The sequence below is a fragment of the Amycolatopsis bartoniae genome, from assembly GCF_014191255.1.
In the GTDB taxonomy this organism is placed as follows: Bacteria; Actinomycetota; Actinomycetes; order Mycobacteriales; family Pseudonocardiaceae; genus Amycolatopsis_E; species Amycolatopsis_E bartoniae.
Window position 1 is genome coordinate 1,318,840 of the sequence record NZ_JACHWH010000001.1, and the last position, 19,506, is coordinate 1,338,345.

Annotated in this window: 18 protein-coding genes; 5 read left to right on the forward strand and 13 right to left on the reverse strand. The window is 67.8% G+C overall.

Translation table 11 applies throughout. The features are described 5' to 3' along the window. Nucleotides 1–10: 10 nt before the first annotated feature. From FHX82_RS06445 to FHX82_RS06495, 11 genes are all read right to left on the reverse strand, one after another. The gene (locus FHX82_RS06445) at nucleotides 11–877 is read right to left on the reverse strand and encodes a DMT family transporter (RefSeq protein WP_221215342.1); all 867 of its coding nucleotides are present in this window, start codon (nucleotides 875–877) and stop codon (nucleotides 11–13) included. A gap of 314 nt (nucleotides 878–1,191) precedes the next feature. Beyond that, nucleotides 1,192–2,448: a methylaspartate mutase gene (locus FHX82_RS06450; RefSeq protein ID WP_145934730.1), complete on the reverse strand. Its 1,257-nt coding sequence runs from the start codon at nucleotides 2,446–2,448 to the stop codon at nucleotides 1,192–1,194. Further along, the gene (locus FHX82_RS06455; protein WP_145934731.1) at nucleotides 2,448–2,921 is read right to left on the reverse strand and encodes a cobalamin B12-binding domain-containing protein; all 474 of its coding nucleotides are present in this window, start codon (nucleotides 2,919–2,921) and stop codon (nucleotides 2,448–2,450) included. The genes FHX82_RS06450 and FHX82_RS06455 overlap by 1 nt, the downstream gene beginning before the upstream one ends. Further along, nucleotides 2,918–4,159: a type III PLP-dependent enzyme domain-containing protein gene (locus FHX82_RS06460; RefSeq protein ID WP_145934732.1), complete on the reverse strand. Its 1,242-nt coding sequence runs from the start codon at nucleotides 4,157–4,159 to the stop codon at nucleotides 2,918–2,920. The genes FHX82_RS06455 and FHX82_RS06460 overlap by 4 nt, the downstream gene beginning before the upstream one ends. Next, on the reverse strand, nucleotides 4,156–5,655 hold the full coding sequence (locus tag FHX82_RS06465) for a class I adenylate-forming enzyme family protein (RefSeq protein WP_145934768.1): 1,500 nt from the start codon (nucleotides 5,653–5,655) through the stop codon (nucleotides 4,156–4,158). Before FHX82_RS06465 ends, FHX82_RS06460 begins: the two co-directional genes overlap by 4 nt. Continuing rightward, the gene (locus FHX82_RS06470; protein WP_145934733.1) at nucleotides 5,655–7,187 is read right to left on the reverse strand and encodes an AMP-binding protein; all 1,533 of its coding nucleotides are present in this window, start codon (nucleotides 7,185–7,187) and stop codon (nucleotides 5,655–5,657) included. Before FHX82_RS06470 ends, FHX82_RS06465 begins: the two co-directional genes overlap by 1 nt. A gap of 14 nt (nucleotides 7,188–7,201) precedes the next feature. Further along, nucleotides 7,202–7,978 carry a hypothetical protein gene (locus FHX82_RS06475; RefSeq protein WP_145934734.1) on the reverse strand — a complete coding sequence of 259 codons (777 nt, stop codon included), beginning with the start codon at nucleotides 7,976–7,978 and terminating at the stop codon, nucleotides 7,202–7,204. Between the two features lie 134 nt (nucleotides 7,979–8,112). Further along, complete coding sequence (locus tag FHX82_RS06480) at nucleotides 8,113–9,162, reverse strand: acyl-CoA dehydrogenase family protein (protein ID WP_145934735.1); 1,050 nt, start codon at nucleotides 9,160–9,162, stop codon at nucleotides 8,113–8,115. 31 nt (nucleotides 9,163–9,193) lie between these two features. Next, nucleotides 9,194–10,381, reverse strand: a complete 1,188-nt coding sequence (locus FHX82_RS06485; protein ID WP_145934736.1) for an acyl-CoA dehydrogenase family protein — start codon at nucleotides 10,379–10,381, stop codon at nucleotides 9,194–9,196. Continuing rightward, nucleotides 10,378–10,638: a phosphopantetheine-binding protein gene (locus FHX82_RS06490; protein ID WP_145934737.1), complete on the reverse strand. Its 261-nt coding sequence runs from the start codon at nucleotides 10,636–10,638 to the stop codon at nucleotides 10,378–10,380. The genes FHX82_RS06485 and FHX82_RS06490 overlap by 4 nt, the downstream gene beginning before the upstream one ends. 12 nt (nucleotides 10,639–10,650) lie before the next feature. Beyond that, entirely contained in the window at nucleotides 10,651–11,763 is a 1,113-nt protein-coding gene (locus FHX82_RS06495) for an acyl carrier protein (protein WP_145934738.1), read from the reverse strand. Between the two features lie 274 nt (nucleotides 11,764–12,037). On the opposite strand from FHX82_RS06495, the gene FHX82_RS06500 reads away from it, so the two are divergent. Both FHX82_RS06500 and FHX82_RS06505 read left to right on the forward strand, forming a co-directional pair. Next, nucleotides 12,038–13,432: a Dyp-type peroxidase gene (locus FHX82_RS06500; RefSeq protein WP_145934739.1), complete on the forward strand. Its 1,395-nt coding sequence runs from the start codon at nucleotides 12,038–12,040 to the stop codon at nucleotides 13,430–13,432. Between the two features lie 92 nt (nucleotides 13,433–13,524). Further along, entirely contained in the window at nucleotides 13,525–14,310 is a 786-nt protein-coding gene (locus tag FHX82_RS06505) for a DeoR/GlpR family DNA-binding transcription regulator (protein ID WP_145934740.1), read from the forward strand. A gap of 25 nt (nucleotides 14,311–14,335) precedes the next feature. Here the strand turns inward: FHX82_RS06505 and FHX82_RS06510 are convergent, their stop codons facing one another. Both FHX82_RS06510 and FHX82_RS06515 read right to left on the reverse strand, forming a co-directional pair. Next, nucleotides 14,336–15,802, reverse strand: a complete 1,467-nt coding sequence (locus tag FHX82_RS06510; RefSeq protein WP_145934741.1) for a cobyric acid synthase — start codon at nucleotides 15,800–15,802, stop codon at nucleotides 14,336–14,338. After that, complete coding sequence (locus FHX82_RS06515; protein ID WP_145934742.1) at nucleotides 15,799–16,725, reverse strand: cobalamin biosynthesis protein; 927 nt, start codon at nucleotides 16,723–16,725, stop codon at nucleotides 15,799–15,801. Before FHX82_RS06515 ends, FHX82_RS06510 begins: the two co-directional genes overlap by 4 nt. Nucleotides 16,726–16,761: 36 nt before the next feature. Here FHX82_RS06515 and cobU point away from each other — a divergent pair, with 36 nt between their 5' ends. The 3 genes from cobU (at nucleotide 16,762) to FHX82_RS06530 (ending at nucleotide 19,480) form a co-directional block, all read left to right on the forward strand. Beyond that, complete coding sequence (gene cobU / locus FHX82_RS06520) at nucleotides 16,762–17,382, forward strand: bifunctional adenosylcobinamide kinase/adenosylcobinamide-phosphate guanylyltransferase (RefSeq protein ID WP_145934744.1); 621 nt, start codon at nucleotides 16,762–16,764, stop codon at nucleotides 17,380–17,382. Then, nucleotides 17,379–18,392 (forward strand): nicotinate-nucleotide--dimethylbenzimidazole phosphoribosyltransferase, encoded by a 1,014-nt coding sequence (gene cobT, locus FHX82_RS06525; RefSeq protein ID WP_145934745.1) that lies wholly within the window; start codon nucleotides 17,379–17,381, stop codon nucleotides 18,390–18,392. Before cobU ends, cobT begins: the two co-directional genes overlap by 4 nt. Nucleotides 18,393–18,748: 356 nt before the next feature. Further along, nucleotides 18,749–19,480, forward strand: coding sequence for an adenosylcobinamide-GDP ribazoletransferase (locus FHX82_RS06530; RefSeq protein WP_229880524.1), 732 nt, complete (start codon nucleotides 18,749–18,751; stop codon nucleotides 19,478–19,480). The last annotated feature ends 26 nt before the right edge of the window (nucleotides 19,481–19,506 follow it).

The window sequence follows — 19,506 nt, forward strand, 5'->3', positions numbered from 1 at the left end:
GCAACCGTGATCACACTCCCTGGGTGCTCCGGCCTTTTCGCCGCTGGGCGGCCAGCAGGACACCTGCCGCGGCGAGCACGAAGCCTCCCACCGCGTACCAGGACAACGGCTCCCGCAAGGTCACCGACGCGATCATCGCGGTCACCGAGGGAACCAGGAAGAACATGGTGCTGCTCCGCCCCACCTCCCCGCGCCGGATCATCACGAAGAGCAGTGTGAAGGCGAGTATCGAGTTCACCAACGCGAGCCATCCCACGCTGAAGGCGAACACCCCGAAATTGTCGGTGTGCACGTCCTCGAACGTGAACGCGCACACCGCGGCGAGGACCGTCGACGCGACCAGCTGAACCGCCGTTCCGGTTCGCAGGTCCATCTCCGGGCAGAACCTCTTCTGGTAGACCGTCCCTCCGCTGAGTGCGAGGAGGCCGAGCACCGTGAGAGCGATCCCCGCCAGGTACTGCTCGGAGAAGTCGAGCCCCTTCGCCACGGCGAGCACGACTCCTGTCGCACCCAGCAGGAAACCCCACAGCTGCTTGGGTGCCGGCCGTTCTCCGAGCGTGGGCCGTGCCAGCAACACCGTGAGGAGCGGGTTCATGCCGATCACGAGCGACGAGATCGCAGCGGGTACGCCGAGCTTGAAGCCCGTGTACACCGCGAGGAACTGCACCCCCTGCACGAGGACACCGGCAACCGCTATGTGTGCCAGCGCTCGTCCGCCCCGCGGCCACGCGGCTTTCGTGACGAACGCGATGACGAGCATGCAGACAGCGGCGAGCCCGAACCGGGCCAGCAGCAGGGTGAACGGTGGCGTACTGCGGACGCCGAGATCGCCGACGACGTAAGCGCTGCTCCACGCGAGCACGAAAACCGTCGGCACCCCGGCCACGATCAGGATCGACCTGACGCGCGCGGCCGACTCCGGACCTGGAAGCCATGGCACCGGAACCGAAAACCGGACATTCCCACTGTTCCTCAAGTGCGCTCCTGACGGTTCCATGTCCACAGTGGACAACGCCATCGGCAGCCGATAGCGAAACGAGTAGTACATTGTAGATCGACCAGGTCAGGACGTAGGAGGAAAATGATGTACCACAGGGATTTTCGGCATACAAACCATGCGACTTCATCGCCCGTCCAGGCAATACCCGGCAAAAGATCTATACACGGACAGTCACGCCCGCGTCACTTCGGTTACACCTCCGAACCGCTGTCGAACTTGCGCTGGACATAAGTTAGTGCGTCCAGTAGACGACCCGCGGAGCGGGGGCGCTCCATGCCGCGCCCTACCGATCCACCAAAGGGAAGTGCCCCGATGCTTTCCCAGCCGAGCCGACCATCCTCGTCGATGCAACTCATCGTCGCTCCCTTGTTGTCAGGGTGCACACAGAAGGGAATATCGAGCCGGCCACGGCTGAACGCCTTCCGCAAGGCCACTCCGATGTCGTTGTCGAGTTCGAGAACGGACTCCACCAGGGTGGCGGCCTCGACGTATGTCTGGCTGTCGCTGTCGATCACGGGCTTGGTGGACTTCGTCATCGTCAGTGCGAAGTCCGCCGCTTCCTCCAGAGCAGCGACGTTCTCGTCGATCGTGGGAATCCTCTGAGCCTCGACCTGCGTCTTGACCAGCAGACGTTCAGCCCCCGACAGAACTGCCAGCTTGACCGCCTCGGCCAACAGGCGCGCGGCGCCGACTGTGGTTTTTGGATAAACACCCATATAGGCGTACACAACGGTGTGCCACTCTACTCGGGGTAACAGTCGTCGGCACAATCGACGCAGTGCCGCGACGGCGTCGAGATCCTGCTCCGGGCTGGTTTGCTGAGCGTAGCTCACAGAGATACTGCGAATGCCGTGCTGTACGAAGAACAATGCTTCGAGTACCGAGAGCGCCACCAGTTGACTGGGCGGGCAGAGCTGGCCCAGCATGCAGCCACCAAACGTCTCCAAATGCGGTTCCACGCCGCGATCTCGTAGTCCGGCGAAAGCACGGCAGCAGCTCGACCAGCTTTCGATCGATCGCGACAGCGGGGTACGGCCGTACGGAAGACAATAGGAGACGGGGCCACCTTCGGTGGCGGTCAGCGGTACAGTGCACAGGATCCGGAAAATCTCGTGTGGCATGGCTGCCCCGTGCCTGACCTGCACGGGGAATTCGGCATTCTGCACCGATGTCACCCAACGAGTCGTCTCGAGCGGATGGGTGACCAACGGATAGCCGTTGAGCGGGATACCGGACCGAAGAGCCTGGTCCGCCAGATCGAACCGGCCGACTCGTGTGTGGGCGTCGAGGGTTATCGTGCCCACCGTGACCGCCCGGGCACTTCCGGTCGCGACCAGACCAGCTCGCATGTGGCAGGGATCCGCGAATCCCATCCGGGGCTGCACCACGAGCCGCTCGGATTTCGCCTGGTCGAGCACGAACCGGCCGAAGTCCGGAGGAGCTTCCATCAGGGGGTTCGCCCGGCCGACAGCTCACTGGGCACGCCGCGGGTGCGGTGCCCCTCGCCTGTCAACGTCACGAGCATCTGGCGGAAAGTCACCAGCGAGTCGGGCCCGTCGTCGAAGACCGCGTCGAAACCGGCTCTTCTGAGGTGCTCGGCTCGCCGGGTGGCGCCCTCCGCCAGCACAGCGAGCTTGCCGCCCGCGACCACCAGCATGCCTTCAGGCTGGTCCGCCGCGCGCAGTCGCCTGATCAGCCCGAGACAGTCCTGGTAACCGTGACCGTTGACGCTGCTGATGACGACCAGGGCGGGTTCGCGGAGCAGGCATTCGGCTGCCAGCAGCTCCTCCGGCACGCAAGGCCCGAGGTTCACCACCGGGAGACCGACCTCCTCGACCAGCAACTGCAGGAACACGAGGTTCCAGGTATGAGCATCGGAAACCGTGGAACTCACGATGACCACCGCCGACACTGCGCTCACCCCACCTTTCCTGCGTGTTCCCTCACACGTCGCAATTCCAGCCTCGACACGGAGACGACCTCCTCGCCTCGCAGCACGACCTCGGTAGGCGCAGATCGGCCCAGGAACGCGAGAAGACTGGCGGTGGGTCCATACGCCCCCGCGTTCGGAATAGCGACTGTGCCACCGGGAACGACCTCGGGTACTGCTGCCTGCCTGGCCAGGATGTCCCCTGGGGTGCAAAGAGGGCCTGCCAGGCTCGCCACCGGTGCGCCACACCCTGCCCCGACTTCCACCTCGACCGGCAGTAGCCTCCCGATTCCGGAGAGCCCACCGAAGACGTTCACGCCACCGTCGAGCAGGACGAACCGTCGGCCCCGGCTGATCTTGACACTGCGCACCCCCAGCAGGAGGGTGCCGCTCGCGCCCACCAGATAGCGGCCCGATTCCACAGCTATCCGCACGTCGTTGCCCCGCCAACGTGGCAGGTGCCGATCCAAGATCGCCTCGAGAGCGGAACGCAGTCCCGAGTAGGTCGGAGGAGTACCGGTACGGCCGTAAGGGCAGGCGAAACCTCCGCCCAGGTCGAGGAACCGCAAGGGCACACCGAACTGTTGCTGCAGCCGGACAGCGGTCCCGACTGCCTGCCCGAACTCCGCGAGGAGGGCTTGTTCGTCCTGAGCGTTACTCTGGGAGAAGAAGTGCAGCCCCACGAGTACCGTGCCGGGTACGGCGCGGAGATCCGGCATCAACTCACCGAGCAACTCGCTGTCGATGCCGAACTGGCTCGCACGGCCGGTCATCCGGGCGCCGGTGGCTCCCACCGCGACGTCGTTGATTCTGAGCAGGCAATCGGCCACCACGCCGAGACCACGGGCCACCGCACCGATGTGTGCCAGGTCGGCCGGTGACTCCGCGGAGAAGAGGCGGACCCCGGCCTTGAGCGCCAGGAACAACTCGTGTTCGGTTTTCGCCGGGCCAGTGTAGAGGATGTCAGCGGGATCCCGGCCGGCTTGGAGTACGAGCGAAAGTTCGCCCGCCGAACTGATCTCGGCCTTGCACCCGGTCTGTCCCGGCGCGGCCAGTTCGCGAATGACTTCCGGATGTGGGTTGGCCTTGACGGCGTAGAAGACCTCCGTCTTCTCCGGCAGACAGTCGAACAGTGCTTGCCGGGCAGCACCGATCCGGTCCAGCTCGTAGACATACAGCGGTGTCCCGTACTTTTCGACCAGTTCCGCTCGCAGTCTTTCACCGATCATGGGTCGCCTCGTTCGAGTAGCCGTGCCAATGCCTGACGAGCACTTTTCCCGTGCACCGTGCGCGGAAGCGCTGCGACCACGCGGCAGATCACGGGAACCTTCGCCGGTTCGAGCCTTTCTCTCAGCCCGTCCAGCACCTTCGCCACCGAGGCGGTGGATTCCACGAAAATCGCGAGGTCATGGCTGTCTCCGGGAGGAAGCACTGCTGCGGCCTCGACACCAGGAATGTCCGTCGCGGCGTGCTCGATCTCGACCGTGCTCATCCGGATTCCCTTGCGCTTGAAGACCTCGTCATGCCGACCGTGGAAGTAGAGGTAGCCGTCCTCGTCGACGAAGCCGTAGTCGCCGGTGTGCAACCGGATACTGCCGTCTGCTTCGTCCCGACGGAACACCTTCCGCGTCGCTTCGGAATTCCGCCAGTACCCGTCCATCACGTTCGGTCCGGAGACCACGATCTCTCCGATCTCGCCAACCGGCACCTCGCCTCCGTGCGGATCCAGGATCGACACGTGTGTCCCGGGCAGCGGCCGACCGACGGAACCGGGGCGCTCGCCATGTTCTTCCGGTGGCATCACCGTGATCCTCTTGGCTTCGGTCTGGCCGTACTGGCGGATCACGCGTGCTCCGGGGAAACGAAGGCTGAGCTCGTCCGCCACGGCCGGCGCCAGCGCAGCACCTGTGTTGGTGAACATCCGAATCGGCGGAAGAATCCCCCTTTCCCTCCTCGCCAGACGGAGGATCATTCCGGCGAACGATGGCACAATGGGGACGACGGTGGTGCCTGTCTCCCGCATCCTGCCGAGCAACCGGAGATCGGACTCGCCATCGGCGAGAACGATGGTGCATCCCGCCAAGCAGGTCATGAGCACCTTGTACAACCCGTAGTCCCAGGACAACGGAAAGCGGCAGAAGACCACGTCCTCGGCGTGGTAGCCGAGCACGGCGACCAGTGTCCGGCACGCGAACATCACCTGCCGGTGCGGACAGACGACGGCCTTCGGCGTACCGGTGCTCCCGGAGGTGTAGATGAGGACAGCTGGATCCGCCGACGACGACACGTGCACGGTTGGCCCGGCCACCTGCTCACCCTGTAGTTCGCAGGTCAGCTCGTCCAGTTCCACGACCGGAACGTCGACGATTCCGTGCCACATGCGCACGGCCTCCGCACTGGTGACGACCAGAGCGGGATCAGCATCGGCGGCGATGGAACGAAGGTGGAACGCTTTGGTCGCGGGATTGACCGGCACGAACACACCGCCGGCGCGCGAAACCCCGAACAGCATGCCTGCCATTCGGCGGCCGGCCGGCAGTTGGACGAGTATCCGGTCACCGCGTCCGATGCCGAGCCGTACCAGCCAGGCCGCGAACTCCCGGCTGAACCGGGCCAGCTGACGGTAGGTCCAGTCTCCCGCCGCATCCCGGATCGCCGTTGCTCCGGGGACCCTCCTTTCCGCGTCGTCCAACGCCAGGTGCAGGAGATCCCTTTCCGCTGTCATCACGCCTGGTCCTCGGAGGCAGAACCACCCGCCGCGCAACCGCCTCGTTTTTTCGTCAGCGCTCGTCGGTCGATCTTGCCGTTGGCGCTGAGCGGGAGACGGGGGAGCACGGTCACGGCCGAAGGAACCATGTATTCGGGCAAACGCTGCCGCAAACCGGCCATCAGGCTTTCCGGGCGTAGGTCCTCACCGGCGCACACCGCTTCGATAGCACTGTTGTCACCGTCTTCCGCCAGGAAGGCGACAGCATCGGTCACGCCGGCTTCCGATCGCAGAGCCGATTCGACCTCGCCGAGCTCGACGCGGTATCCGCGGACTTTCACCTGTTGGTCCAACCTGCCCAGGTGCACCAGTCCCTGGTTCGAAACACGAACACGATCACCGGTGCGGTACCACCATCGTTCCGATGGCTGCGCCGGATCGGTCAGTACCTGAGCCTCTCCTCCGTCCCATCGAACGAATCGGCCGATGTTGTCCGCGGGATCCAGATAGCCGGGGAACCGCTGAGGCCCACGAACGCACAACTCGCCCTCGGTGTTCGGCCGGCTTTCCTCGTCGAGCACCAGCTGTTCGAGACCGGGATGAAGATCACCGATCGGCAGGACCTCACCCGCCGACCGGTCGTTCTCCAGTTCTCGTCGGGACAAGCGATATCGGCTGCAGCTCAGGGTCAGCTCCGTCGGGCCGTAGAGGTTCTCCAGCACGGAATTGGATGCCGCAGTCTGCCACGCCCGCGCTTGCGCCACCGTGAGCGGCTCGCCGCAGAACAAGCTCCACCTGAGGGTCGGCATCGAATCCGGAGGCAGTGCGCGTAGCCGCATGGCGAAGGACACGACGGACGGTACCGAGAACCAGTGGGTGATTCGCCGCCGCGCCACGAACCTGGCAGGCGCCAGGAGGTCGGTCCGGTCGGGGACGACCAGTGTCGCTCCCGCGCTCCACGTCGCGAAGAGGTCGAAGACCGAAAGATCGAAGGTGAGATCGAAGGTCTGGGTCACCCTGTCGCCTGGTCGGAGCGCGTAGCGGCACCAGATGTGGTCCAGGTAGGCGGCGAGGTTTCGATGAGAGATCGGAACGCCCTTGGGCCTGCCCGTGGAACCCGAGGTGAAGAGGATGTAGCAGAAGTCGTCAGGTCCAGGAACGGGATCTCTCTCCCGTACCGGCCGGTCGACGGACGGTTCCACCATCCTGGCCGGCAAGGAAACCGCCGGGGGCTCTTCCTGCGAGAGTACGTAACGGACACCCGCCGCCTTTACCACGGCCGCATTGCGAACCGGTGGGAAACGGGGGTTCAACGGCACCACGGTCGCCCCGAGCGAAGCTATCGCCAGATATCCGGCATAGGCGAACAACGATCGTTCAGCCAGGAGGCCAATCCTCGCGGGAGCGGCATCTCGGCTCTCCGGCAGCAGGCGCTTCGCCATCCGTTCGGCCTCGACGCGCAGTTCCTCATAGGTGACAATGCGGTCCTCGACCTCCAGTGCAACCTCTCGGGGGTACCGCCGGGCAGAGGCAGCGAACCAGTCGTACATCGTCCCGCATGCCTTCATGGAGTTCCTCCGGCTTCGAGCATGCGTGAGATGCGCACGACAACCTGTTCCACCGAAGACGTGCGCCGACGGCCTCGCCGGAGAGCTTCGACGGCGAACTGAACGGCTCTCGGCAGATCCGCCCAGGCTCTGGCTTTCTCTGATTCCCCTTGTCCCTGTGCCGCGAGGCGGTAGCACTGGTGCCGACTCGCGCACCAGATGTCCAGCGCCAGCCGGGCCAACACCCCAGGATCCGCTTGGAGAGTGCGCGTGATCAGGTGCAGAACCGAGGCCGGGTCCCGGATCCACTCCACATCGTCGGCCGGGCTCGGATCGAGAGCAGTCGTGGCCCGCTCTAGCCACCGATACCGGCTGGACTCGGGCATGCTCACGGCCGTACCCAAAGCATGGCGGTCACGGTGCAACTGCTCCGGGGTGGGACTTGTCAAAGGTGTCAGCAGAGCACGGAAGTCCTCCTCGGTCAGCCAGCCCCGGTACCGCATCTGCTCACCACGTGGAGTACGCGCAGCGAAATGATCCGCCACGTGCCAGTGTTCGTGCTCGTACCCGCTCACCACCACCCAGTGGGGCACTTCCTCCGCTTTCGCGGAGGGCGACCACGGTACGTACCAGGTGTTGCCCACCACGAGGACCTGCCCCCGGCGTCGGAGCTCGGCTCGTATTCCTGCCCTGGTGGCTCCCCAGGTCTCGGCCGTGCGATAGGTCAGAGCGGATCCGTCGGCGTGGAAGTCGATGCGGTCGTGGTGGGAGAAGACGAGGACTTCCGCCGCCACGTCGGTCCTCACCCAGAGGTGGACGGCCGAGGCGAGCTTCTGCGCGGCCTCCGGGTCGTCCCGCTCCAGGTACGCGACCAGGTTCGCCGAGTAGCAGGTCAGTGCCCGCGGGGCCGTCCGATCCGATGATCGCATCAGTTCTCCGATTCCGCGGCCGGAGCGAGCCCGGCCAACAGATCGGGCACGTGATCGGCGACCAGGTCGAGCATCACTTCGGTCGCTCCACCTCCGATCCCGAACACCGCGGCCTCGGTCCGCAACTGCTGAACCCCGTCCGTTCCGAAGCCCTCCGCGCCGTACAGCCGGCAACACTCCTCGAGCACCTGTATCGCGGTCGTGCCTGAGGCCGCCTTGAGCAACGCCGCGGCAGCCGCGTCATGTCGCACCGCGATGCGCTCGTGCAACCGCTCCCACAGCGCGGTCAGGCCGCTCAGCTGGACGAGACAGACTGCCAGCCGCTGCCGCACCGAAGCGTTGCGAGACAGCGGTTCGCCGTCGATCCGCCGGTCAGCTACCAGCTCGACGGTACGGGAAAGCACCAGCCGGCAGAGCTCGATCGCCCACGTGGCCGAAGCCAAGCGTTCCACGGTCAGGTGTCTGACGAACACCGGCAAACCACGACCGAAGCCACCGAGGACCCACTCGTCGGGCACCTCGACGTCGGCCAGCTCGAGGTGAGCCAACCCTGCCCCGGCGAACAGTGGAGTGTCCACTGCGGACACAGACACCCCGGGTGCGGACGTCGGCACCAAGAGCCACGTGAAGTTCGTGATGTGCCGGCCGGGCCGGTGCCGAGCGAGTACCAGAGCGTGTCGCGCCTGAGTACCGCACGTGATCCACCGCTTCCGCCCGTTCAGGACGAGGTCACCACTTCGCCTGCGAGTGACAGTGGTGCCCAATGCGACCAAATCCGACCCCGGCCCCTCGTCGGTTGCGGCGACGGCCAGGACTTCTTCCCCCGAGAAACACGCGTCGAGAACCCGCAAAGCCGCAGCTGTCTTCGCCGTCTCGGCGAGCAAGGGAAGCGCGGTCGCGAGCTGCACGCAGAGAGCGAGCACCAGCCCCTGATCCCCCTCCGCGCAGGCGTCTCCGATCAGCCGCCTGAGCAACAGCGAGTCGAGGCCGTCGTCCGCCTTGCCATCATAGAGCCGGAAAAGGTCACCGGACTCGCTCAGCGCGGCCATCGTCTCCTGAATGCTCGGAGCCAAAGACGGACTAGGCAAACCCCACCTCCGGATCGAGCAGGGCCAGTCTGCCGTCGGCGAGGTGCAATCGGTCGTTGTTGAAGTTCAACGCGGCGGAGCGGAGGTCCCGCATCACGCGCTCCAACCCGGTTGGTGAGTCCTTGAGGTACCCGTGCCGCAAGCCGACCGCGTCTATCAAGTTCTCGACGGCTCGGTAGGTCTCCTCGGAGGCGGTGATCTTGAGTGTGTTGATCAGCAGCTGGTGCCTCGGTCGTGACAGGTCTTCACCATTCTCCTTGGTCTTGACCACCAGACTCGCCGTGTGGCGGATCAGTGCGTGCACCGTCTCCAGTCGCTGTCTCGCCTGCGAGAGCCTCGAAACGAGCAGTTCGGAGTCCAGGTTCACTCGCCCCCGTTCCTTCGGAGACCGCAACAGGGTCAGCACGCGCGACATCGCGCCGCTCGCGGCGCCCAGCCAGGCCGCCGCCCAGCCCAGATGCGCGAGGGCTGCGAAACCGGTGACCGCGATGTCCCGGAAGCCGCCATGCCTGCCTATCACCTGCCAGTCCGGCACCCGTCCCTCGAGTCGGAGCGCGACGCTGTGGCTCGCTCGCATCCCCAGCGGGTTCCAACAGCCAGACGTCTCGACTCGCAACTGGCTTCGGTCGGCGTAGACGAGCGACACCTCTCGCTCCGATCGTGCCCACGGGCTTCGCGCAGTGACGAGGAACCCGTCGGCGTATGCCCCACCGGTCACGATGGGAGCCACTCGATCGATCACCAACCACTCGTCATCGGCCGTCAGCTGTGACTGGGCGCTGAGCAGATCACCGCCCTTGCCGACTTCGGTCGTGACCGAAGCGAGGTACAAGCCCTCGGCCAACCGTGGCAGGAGGAAGTCCCGCAGCGGCTGTGCTGCGTGATCCACCACCGCGGCGGTCTGCTGACAGTGCATCGCGAAGATCATCGCAACGGACAGATCGACTCTGCCCAGCTCGTTCGTCGCAGCGAGCAATTCGTCGACGCCACCGCCGAGTCCTCCATACCCCTCCGGCACGAGCAATCCGAGCAGCCCCTGCCTGCGGAGTTCGTCCAGAGCCGCCACGGGAAATTCCGCTGCCGCATCCGTCTCGACGGCGTTCCTCTCGGCGACGGCGCACGCGGCATCAACCCGTTCGCGCAGCGACATCGGGACGATTTGCGGAGCCGGTGTCGTCATGTCTCGCCCACCGCACCCCGAGCGCCGTCGAGTGCAGCCGCAGTCGCTCCCCACAGGCTGCCGGCGGTTTTGAAGGTCTCCTCGGTGAGGACGTCTTCCGGCAACCGGACGTCGAAGCTGTCCTCCAGCGAGAACAACAGCTCGATCGACTGCATGGAGTCGAGACCGAAGTCGCGCAACCTGGTTTCCGAAGTGATCTCCCGATCTCCCAGAAACGGCAGAAACGGACGCAGTAGGTCGACAAACACGGGGTCCATGCCTTTCTCCTCTCAGCCGGACCAGGGCCGGGTCGCTCTCACCAGCTCGCACAGATCGGACACATGTGTCAATTTTTCGGGGAGCAGGCTGCCGGGCGGGAACTCCACCGAGAAAACACTTTCCAGCCGTTCCACGATTTCGACCATCCGCAAGGAGCTGAACGTCGCCAGATCCGTCAACGCACCACTTTCCACGAGCGGGCCGTCGACTCCGAGTACAGAGGCCACGGTCTCCCTGACCGTCGCACGGATCCCGCCGTCGTCCTCCACGGAGGCCCGAGGCGAGAACGCTGCGAAGTCCTCGTTCAGCACGTTCTGAACCAGCGGGAATATCCCGGGCAGCTCCGGCCGATCCCGGTACACCCTCCGATAGGAGAGGTAGACCCGAGCCACCACGTCAGCCCATCTGTCCAATTGTTCTCGTGCCGCGCGAGCCACGGTCGTGTTCCGCTCGACCAGGTACCGCATGTACAGGCGACGTGCTCGCAACAGCAACCAGACCTCGAGACTGAACCTCTGGAGTGCTGCTTTCCTGTCGCTGAAGCGGCAATACGAAGCGATGTAGGTTTCCACCTCGTCGCGGTCGAGTTCTACTGACGGAAGTGGCATAGGTCCGAGCCTTTCCGGTTCGAACCGGACCACGACGTACCGCGGTAGGTCGTCGATCAACGCCGCCAGCGCGGGTCTGCTGTACTCCAGCTGACATGGGCGAGCAGAACCCCATTGCGTGTCGTTGTGATACGCATCGGAAATACAAGCACCAGCACTGCTTGGCTCCAGGAGGAAACTGTGCTCGACGTGGTGGCAGTGGTGGTAGGGAACCCACGGCAGGTGATAGGCGTCCGTGACCACGAAGACCGGTCCGTCGTCCGCAAGCAGGTTCCGCACCGGAGGATTTTCGGCGCTGTCGACGACCCGAAGCCCCAGCTTCCGGCGTGCAGCAGCCAACTGTTCGTCGAGTGACGGCTCAACGGTCGGCAGGATGCCTCTTCCTGTTTTCGGCCGGAACACGAGTTCCGAACCAAGCAGGTGAGCTGCCGTGTCACCGTGGTGACGAACAGCAAGAGCGGCAAGATTGACCTGAAGACAGTCGAAGAGCTCAGCCTCGACCGAGGAAGGAATCATCCCCCACTCCCTCCATTCAGGCGAACGATTCACGGAGCCGGCATCGGATCACAGACTCACCGGGAACGCCTGTGGGCCAAAGGCTGCACGAGCTCGCGGAATCGTGCGAGGAGGCACTCTCAACCGATGACCGCCTGCTGAACTACTGTCACCCAGCATGGAATTCCTCCCCTGCTATTACGACATTCGAGTGAAAGGAGGCGGCCGGGTGCATCCCCGGGGGGCGGTTTCGCCACTTAGGGGCACACGCAGGTTCACCGAAGAGGGGGCTCCCATGGCCGTTGACCTGTCCACCCCGCTCACGTGGAAAACCGCCACCGGCGACGCCGCCACGATGCTCGCCGAGCTGCAGCCGAACATCGTGAAGGCACACGTGCGCGACCACCTGTCCGTGCTGTTCCTCGGGTTCGGGGACGGCGGCGAGGCGCGGACGTTCCTCAAGGCGTTGTCCGGCCTGATGAAGTCGGCGAAGGCGCACCTGGAGGAGATCGAGGCGTTCAAGGCAGGCACCGGGAGCGGCACGGCCTACGTGGGCCTCGGCGTGACCGCGGCCGGCTACGCGAAGCTGGGGATCGCGCAGCCGCCGGCGAACGCGCCGTTCCTGGGCGGCGCCAAGGCTTCCGTGCAGAAGCTGACCGACCCGGCGGTGACCGAGTGGGAAACGCCGTACCAGCAGCCCATCGATGCCGTCGTGCTCGTCGGGGACGCGACCGCGGCCTCGGCCAAGGCCAAGCGCGGCGAGGTGCTGGCGCTGCTGCCACCGTCGGTGACCGTACTCGGCGAGGAGACCGGGCGCGGGCTGTCGAACGACAACGGGGACGGCATCGAGCACTTCGGTTACGTCGACGGGCGCAGCCAGCCGCTGTTCCTGACCGAGGACGTCGACGCCGAGCGCGACACCACTGACGGGATCAACGAATGGGACCCGGCCTCGCCGTTGAGCCAGGTACTGGTGCCCGATTCCGCGGCGCCGGATCCGGCGGTGCACTTCGGAAGCTACTTCGTTTTCCGGAAACTGGAACAGAACGTTCAGCTGTTCAAGCAGGCGGAGCAGGATCTGGCCGACCAGCTGGCCCTGAAAGGCGAGGACGCGGAACGCGCGGGCGCGATGTTGATCGGCCGTTTCGAGGACGGCACTCCGCTGGTTTCGCAGAGCGCTGCTGGTGCGCACTCGCCGGTGGAGAACGATTTCAGCTACGACAGCGACAAACTAGGGCAGAAATGCCCGTTCCACGCACACATCCGCAAGACCAACCCGCGTGGTTCGGGCGGCTTCGAGACCCCGGACGCCGAACGGCGGCACCTGATGGCCCGGCGGGGCCAGACCTACGGGCGGCGACTGGACGACCCCAGCGCCGACCTGCCGCCGGTGGTGCGGCCGACGAAGGACGTCGGGCTGTTGTTCATGGCCTTCAACAGCGACCTCGTGAACCAGTTCGAGTTCACGCAGCTGAACTGGGCGAACAACGCCGGTTTCCCGGCGACGCCGGACAACTCGCGCCCCGGCCTCGACCCCGTGATCGGGCAGGGCGAGCGGCCGTCGGCGAACTACGACCGGGACTGGGGCCGCAACGGCGCGCAGCCGGTCGACCCGATTCCGCAGGCAGTGACGCTGAAGGGGGCCGAATACTTCTTCATGCCCTCGCTCGCCTTCCTGCGGAGCCTGTGAGAGAACGGCCAACAACCCGCCGGGAGATTTCCCGGCGGGTTTCCCCGAACAGCCGATTCCGAAAGCATCGGGAAAGCGGGTAGTAGTTAGGCGTGAATCGACACGAACGCCTGAACACGCTGCTCGAAATGGTGGGGCAGCGGCACAGGATCGACGTCGAAGAATCGGCGAAAGAACTTCGCGTTTCACCCGCGACGATTCGCCGGGACCTCGACCACCTGGCGGGCAGGCAATTACTCATCCGGACGCGCGGTGGCGCCGTCCCGAGCACGGTCGCCTACGACCTGCCGCTGCGCCACAAGACCGCCAAGCACGGGGTGGAGAAGCAACGGATCGGCAATGCGGCGGCGGACCTGGTGCGGCGCGGGATGATCGTCGGGCTCAACGGCGGCACCACCACGACGGAGGTCAGCCGCGCGCTGGCGATCCGCCCGGAGTTCAACGAGAGCGACGCGCTCCCGGCGCTCACCGTGGTGACCAACGCGCTGAACATCGCACACGAGCTCGCGGTGCGCCAGTGCGTGAAGATCGTGACGACGGGCGGCGTGGCCAGGCCTGGATCGTTCGAGCTGACCGGTCCGCTGGCCGCGCTGATCCTGCAGGAGGTCAGCCTGGACCTCGCTTTCATCGGCGTCGACGCCATCGACGCCGGCCGCGGCCTCTACCACCGGCACGAAGCGGAGGCGAGCGTCAACCGCTTGTTCGCGGCACGGGCGAGGGAGGTGGTGGCGGTGGCGGACAGCTCGAAGCTGGGCGCCTTCGCGTTCGCCAAGGTGTGTGGCCCGGCGGAAATCCGCATGCTGGTCACGGACAGCGGCGCGGACCCGGCACAGGTGAAAGCCTTTGAACGGGAAGGCGTGCGAGTCATCACGGCGTGACAGCGGTCCGCCGACGTTCGCGCGCTCACAGGATCCGCTGCCCACTGGGAGCACCGGACGTCGCGAGCCGCAGGAGCGCCTCCGTGTCGAGGTGCTCGGCCACGGCGTCGGCCAGCCGGTCGAGCATGGACTCCCGCAGTGCCGCGAAACCCGGCGCGCCCGGGCTCGGGGACCACGTCACCCCGGCCTGGGCCGCCGCCTCGATGAGCCACGCGCGGCGGAACCCGTCGTTGTCGAGCGTGCCGTGCCACGTCGTGCCCCACACCGGGCCGCGTCGCCAGCCGTCCAGGAACGGTTCGGCCTCACCGTGCGCGGTGGCGCTGCCGTGGTGGATCTCGTACGCCTCGACCTCGTGCCCCCGCCACCGGCCCACGGGGCGGGCGAGCACCTTCTCCTGCGTGAACGACACGGTCGTCGGCAGCAGTCCCAGCCCGGGCACGACGCCCGCGCCGGACTCGACGTCGTCCCGGATTTCCTCCGCCAGCATCTGGTAACCGCCGCAGATTCCCAGCACCGGCCTGCCGTTCCGCACCCGGTCATTCAGCGCACCGTCGATCCCCCTTGCGCGAAGCCAAGAAAGATCATCCACAGTGGCCCGGGTGCCCGGCAGCACCACGATGTCGCTCGTGCGCACGACGTCCGGATCCGCCGTCAGCTGCACGCTCACGCCCGGCTCCGCGGCGAGGGCGTCGACGTCCGTCGCGTTCGACGCCCGCGGAAAGCGCACCACCGCGACGCGCAGCGACCCGCCCCGCTGCTCGCGCCGCCACCCCGCGGCGGCGAGCGCGTCTTCCGAGTCGATCCACACCCCGTCCAGCCAGGGCAGCACGCCCAGCACGGGACGCCCCGTCAAGTCGGCAATCCGATCGAGCCCTGGTCGTAAAAGCCGAATGTCACCACGGAACTTGTTGACAATCCAACCTGACAACAATCCTTGATCAGGAGGATCCAACAATGCTTGCGTTCCGTACATCGCGGCGAGCACGCCCCCGCGGTCGATGTCGCCGACGACGAGCACGGGCAGGTCGAAGCGGCGCGCCAGTCCCAGGTTCACGTAGTCCCGGGCGCGCAGGTTGATCTCCGCGGGACTGCCCGCGCCCTCGCACACCACGACGTCGAAGCGCGTCCGCAGCTCCTCGAACGTGTCGAACGCCAGCTGGGCAAGCGCTTTCCGGCCCGTCGCGTACTCGCCCGCTTCGAGCGTGCCGAACGGTTTGCCCAGCGCGATGACGTGACTGCGGGAGTCACTTCCGGGCTTGAGGAGCACGGGGTTCATCGCCGCCTCCGGCTCGACTCCCGCGGCCCGCGCCTGCAACCACTGCGCCCGCCCGATCTCCGCGCCGTCCGCGCACACCATCGAGTTGTTCGACATGTTCTGCGCCTTGAACGGCGCCACCCGCAACCCCTGCCGCGCCAGCCACCGGCAGATCCCCGCCGTGACGAGGCTCTTGCCCGCGTCGGACGTGGTGCCCGCGATGAGCAGCCCCCTCACCGGGCCACCGCCCCGGCCAGTGCCGCCAGCCCGACAGCCTGCGACAACCGCACCGAGCGGCGCAGGTCCGCCGGCGCGGGCGACGGCCCGTCGCCGAGCGTGCCGCGGTCCTCGGCGCGCCCGCCGTAGCTGTTCACGCCACCGAGCCGGATGTCCAGCGCCCCGGCGAAGGCGCTCTCGACCTGCCCGGCGTTCGGGCTCGGATGGCGCGCGGCGTCCCTCCGCCACACCCGCCACGCCCGCTCCGGCCGTCCGCCGGCGAACGGGGCGCAGCACACCGCGGCGAGCGCGCCGAGCCGGGCGGGCAGCAGGTTCGCCACGTCGTCGGCGCGCGCGGACGCCCAGCCGAACCGCTCGTAGCGCGGCGAGTGGTGCCCGACCATGGCGTCGAGCGTGTTGAGCGCGCGGTAGCCCAGCAGGCCCGGCAGCCCGGCGACGGAACCCCAGAACAGCGGCGCGACCACGGCGTCGGAGGTGTTCTCGGCGATGGACTCCGTCGCCGCGCGGGCCAGCTCCTTGGTGTCCAGGCCGGTCGCGTCGCGGCCGCACAGGTGCGAGAGGCGCTGACGGGCGGCGGGCACGTCACCGGCGTCGAGCAGACTCGCCATGACGGCGCCTTCGTGCGCGAGACCGCGGCCGCCGAGGACGGTCCACGTCGCGAGCGCGGTGGCGGCAAAGCGCGCGAAGGGGCGCCGCCGCGTGGCGAGCTGCAGGAGTGCCCCGGCCCCGGCGGCCGTGCCTACGCAAGCGGCCGCGAAGGCGGCACCGCGGGGGCGGGAGTCGGCCCACACCCGGCGTTCGAGGGCCCCCGCGGCCCGGCCGAACAGGGCGACCGGATGGCCGCGGCGGGGATCGCCGAACGCCGCGTCCAGCGCGTACCCTGCGGCGAGCCCGAGCCTGGTCAACGATCTTGCATACACCACGCACGCGACGGTAGCGCTTGCACGAGAATGCCGGGTATGACCAAGCTGACCCAGCGGCTCGCCTCCTCCCTCGAGGTCGCCGCCCGGCTGCTCCGCCGGTACGGGAGCGACGAGGGCAAGGTGCTCGTCCTCGGCGGCGTGCGGTCGGGCAAGTCCCGGCACGCCGAACGCCTGATGGCCGCCCACCCCGAGGTCGTGTACGTCGCGCCGGGCTACCCGGCGACCGAGGACGACCCGGAGTGGGCCGCACGCATCGCCGCGCACCAGGCCCGCCGCCCGAAGAACTGGCGCACGGTCGAGACGACGGACCTCGCCGCGACGGTGCGCAAGGCGTCGCGGCCGCTGCTCGTCGACTGCCTCGGCACGTGGGTGAGCCGGGTCCTGGGCGAGGTCGGGGCGTGGGACCAGGCCGAGGGCTGGGAGCTGCGGCTCGACGAGCGGCTGGAGGAGTTCCTGGCCGCGTGGGTGAGCGCGCACGTACCGATCGTGGCCGTCAGCAACGAGGTCGGCATGGGTGTGGTGCCCGCAACGATGTCCGGGCGCGTGTTTCGTGATGTGCTGGGCGCGTTGAACAACCGGGTCGCCGCGGAGTCGGACAGCGTCCAGCTCGTGGTGGCCGGGCGCGTGCTGCGCCTCGGCGAAAGGGCTTTGCTGTGATCGACATTCCGCTGCCGGACTCCCGTGCCCACGCGGACGCGCTGGCGCGACTGGACGCGCTGGTGAAGCCGGTGGGGGCGCTGGGCAGGCTGGAGGAGCTGGCGGCGTGGCTGAGCGCGGCGCACGGCGAGGTGCCGCCCCGGCCGCTGTCGAACGTGCGGGTCGTCGTGTTCGCCGGTGACCACGGGGTGTCGGCGACGTCGGCGTACCCGCGGGAGATCACGGCGGCGATGGTCCGGGTGTTCCTGGCGGGCAAGAGCGGGGTCAACGTGCTGGCGCGGCAGGTCGGCGCGCACGTGCGGGTGCTGGACATCGCGGTGGACGACGACCTCGCGGACGTGCCGGACGAGGTGAAGGCGCACAAGATCCGCCGCGGTTCGGGGTCGATCGACGTCGAGGACGCACTGGCGCCGGGCGAGGCGGAGCGCGCCTTCGAGGCGGGCCGCGAGGTGGCGGACGCGGAGGTCGAGACGGGCGCGGACCTGCTGATCCCGGGTGACATGGGCATCGGCAACACGGCGGTTGCGGCGGCGCTGGTGGCGGCGGTGCTCGGGTTGCCGGCGTCGGACGTCGTGGGCACGGGAACGGGCCTCGACGAGGCGGGGCGCGCGCGGAAGGTGGCGGTGGTCGAGCGGGCGCTGGCGCGGCCGCGGGGCACGGGTCCCTTCGAGTTGCTGACCGCACTGGGCAGCGCGTGCGCGGCGGCGACGGCGGGTTTTTTGGTGCAGGGGGCGGCCCGCGGGGTGCCCGTCCTGCTCGACGGGGTGTTCTCGGGCGCGGCGGCGGTCGTGGCGCGGGAGATCGCCCCGGACGCGGTGCGGTGGTGGCTGGCGGGTCACCGGTCGACGGAGCCTTCGCAAGCGTTTGCGCTGAAGGCACTCGGCCTGGAGCCGATCGTGGACCTGGGGCTGCGCCTCGGCGAAGGCAGCGGTGCGGTCCAGGCGGTCCCCACGCTACGCGCGGCGCAGGCGATCATCGCCGAGATGGGTCTGCTGGCGGATCTTGCGTAGGGAGACCGCGGGTGCGGTGGCGACAGCACCTGCCCCGCCGCAGGTGGCCGCTCGGGTGTCGGCGACAGCGAGCGAGCAGCCGACAACGACGCCCACGGGTGCGGTGGCGGCAGGGCCTGCCCCGCCGCAGGTGGCCGCTCGGGTGTCGGCGACAGCGAGCGAGCAGCCGACAACCACACCCACGGGTGCGGTGGCGACAGCGCCTGCCCCACCGCAGATGGCCTCTCGGGTGTCGGCGACAGCGAGCGAACGGCCGACAACGACGCCCACCGTGCTTCGGATCGCCATCTCGGTCCGCAAGCGGCGGCTGTCGGGTCGCGCCCAGCGCATCGTGACGCGGACGACCGGAGAGCGCCGTGCTTGATCCACTTCGCCTGGCTGTCGGCACCCTCACCGCGCTGCCTGTTTCGCCGCCGGGCCGGATTGATCGGCGCGTGGCGGGCCGGGCGATGCTGCTGGCGCCGATTGCGGTGGTGCCGTTGGCCGTCGTGGCGGGGGTTGTGCTCTGGGCCGGGCACGCGCTCGGGCTGCCGTCGCTCGCGGTGGCGGGAGTGGCCGTCGGGGCGGTGGCGCTCGGCAGCCGGGGGCTACACCTCGACGGACTCGCCGACACCGCCGACGGGCTCGGTGCCTCCTACGACCGCGAACGAGCGCTGGACATCATGCGGCGCGGCGACTCCGGGCCCACCGGGGTGGCCACGCTCGTCCTCGTGCTGATCGTCCAATGTGGAGCAATGGCCGTCGCCGGTCCCGCGACCGGTGCGGCCGCCGTGCTCGCCGGACGGTGCGTGTTGTCCTTGTGCTGCGCGCGGGGCGTACCGTCCGCGCGACCGGAAGGACTGGGCGCCACCGTCGCCGGTTCGGTACGGATTCCCTTGGCAGTGCTGGTCTTCCTCCTCGCGGCCGGGCTGTCGTGCCTGCTGCCCGGCCTGCCGTGGTGGCGCGGCCCGGTCGCGGTCGCCGTGGCGTACGCGGCCGCGGGACTCCTCCTCTGGCGCTGCACCCGACGGCTGGGCGGCATCACCGGTGACGTTCTCGGCGCCTGCGTGGAGACAGCCACCGCTGCCGCGCTGCTCGCCCTGGCCTGACACCACCTCCGGCGCCCGGCCGTCGT

What these genes read in the sequence shown, in the direction of transcription:
- FHX82_RS06495 (WP_145934738.1), bottom strand. Translation starts at nt 11,763, where the DNA reads ATGATTCCTTCCTCGGTCGAGGCTGAGCTCTTCGACTGTCTTCAGGTC.
- FHX82_RS06500 (WP_145934739.1), top strand. Translation starts at nt 12,038, where the DNA reads ATGGCCGTTGACCTGTCCACCCCGCTCACGTGGAAAACCGCCACCGGC.
- FHX82_RS06470 (WP_145934733.1), bottom strand. Translation starts at nt 7,187, where the DNA reads ATGTACGACTGGTTCGCTGCCTCTGCCCGGCGGTACCCCCGAGAGGTT.
- FHX82_RS06485 (WP_145934736.1), bottom strand. Translation starts at nt 10,381, where the DNA reads ATGACGACACCGGCTCCGCAAATCGTCCCGATGTCGCTGCGCGAACGG.
- FHX82_RS06490 (WP_145934737.1), bottom strand. Translation starts at nt 10,638, where the DNA reads ATGGACCCCGTGTTTGTCGACCTACTGCGTCCGTTTCTGCCGTTTCTG.
- cobU (WP_145934744.1), top strand. Translation starts at nt 16,762, where the DNA reads ATGACCAAGCTGACCCAGCGGCTCGCCTCCTCCCTCGAGGTCGCCGCC.
- FHX82_RS06465 (WP_145934768.1), bottom strand. Translation starts at nt 5,655, where the DNA reads ATGACAGCGGAAAGGGATCTCCTGCACCTGGCGTTGGACGACGCGGAA.
- FHX82_RS06460 (WP_145934732.1), bottom strand. Translation starts at nt 4,159, where the DNA reads ATGATCGGTGAAAGACTGCGAGCGGAACTGGTCGAAAAGTACGGGACA.
- FHX82_RS06480 (WP_145934735.1), bottom strand. Translation starts at nt 9,162, where the DNA reads ATGGCCGCGCTGAGCGAGTCCGGTGACCTTTTCCGGCTCTATGATGGC.
- FHX82_RS06450 (WP_145934730.1), bottom strand. Translation starts at nt 2,448, where the DNA reads ATGGAAGCTCCTCCGGACTTCGGCCGGTTCGTGCTCGACCAGGCGAAA.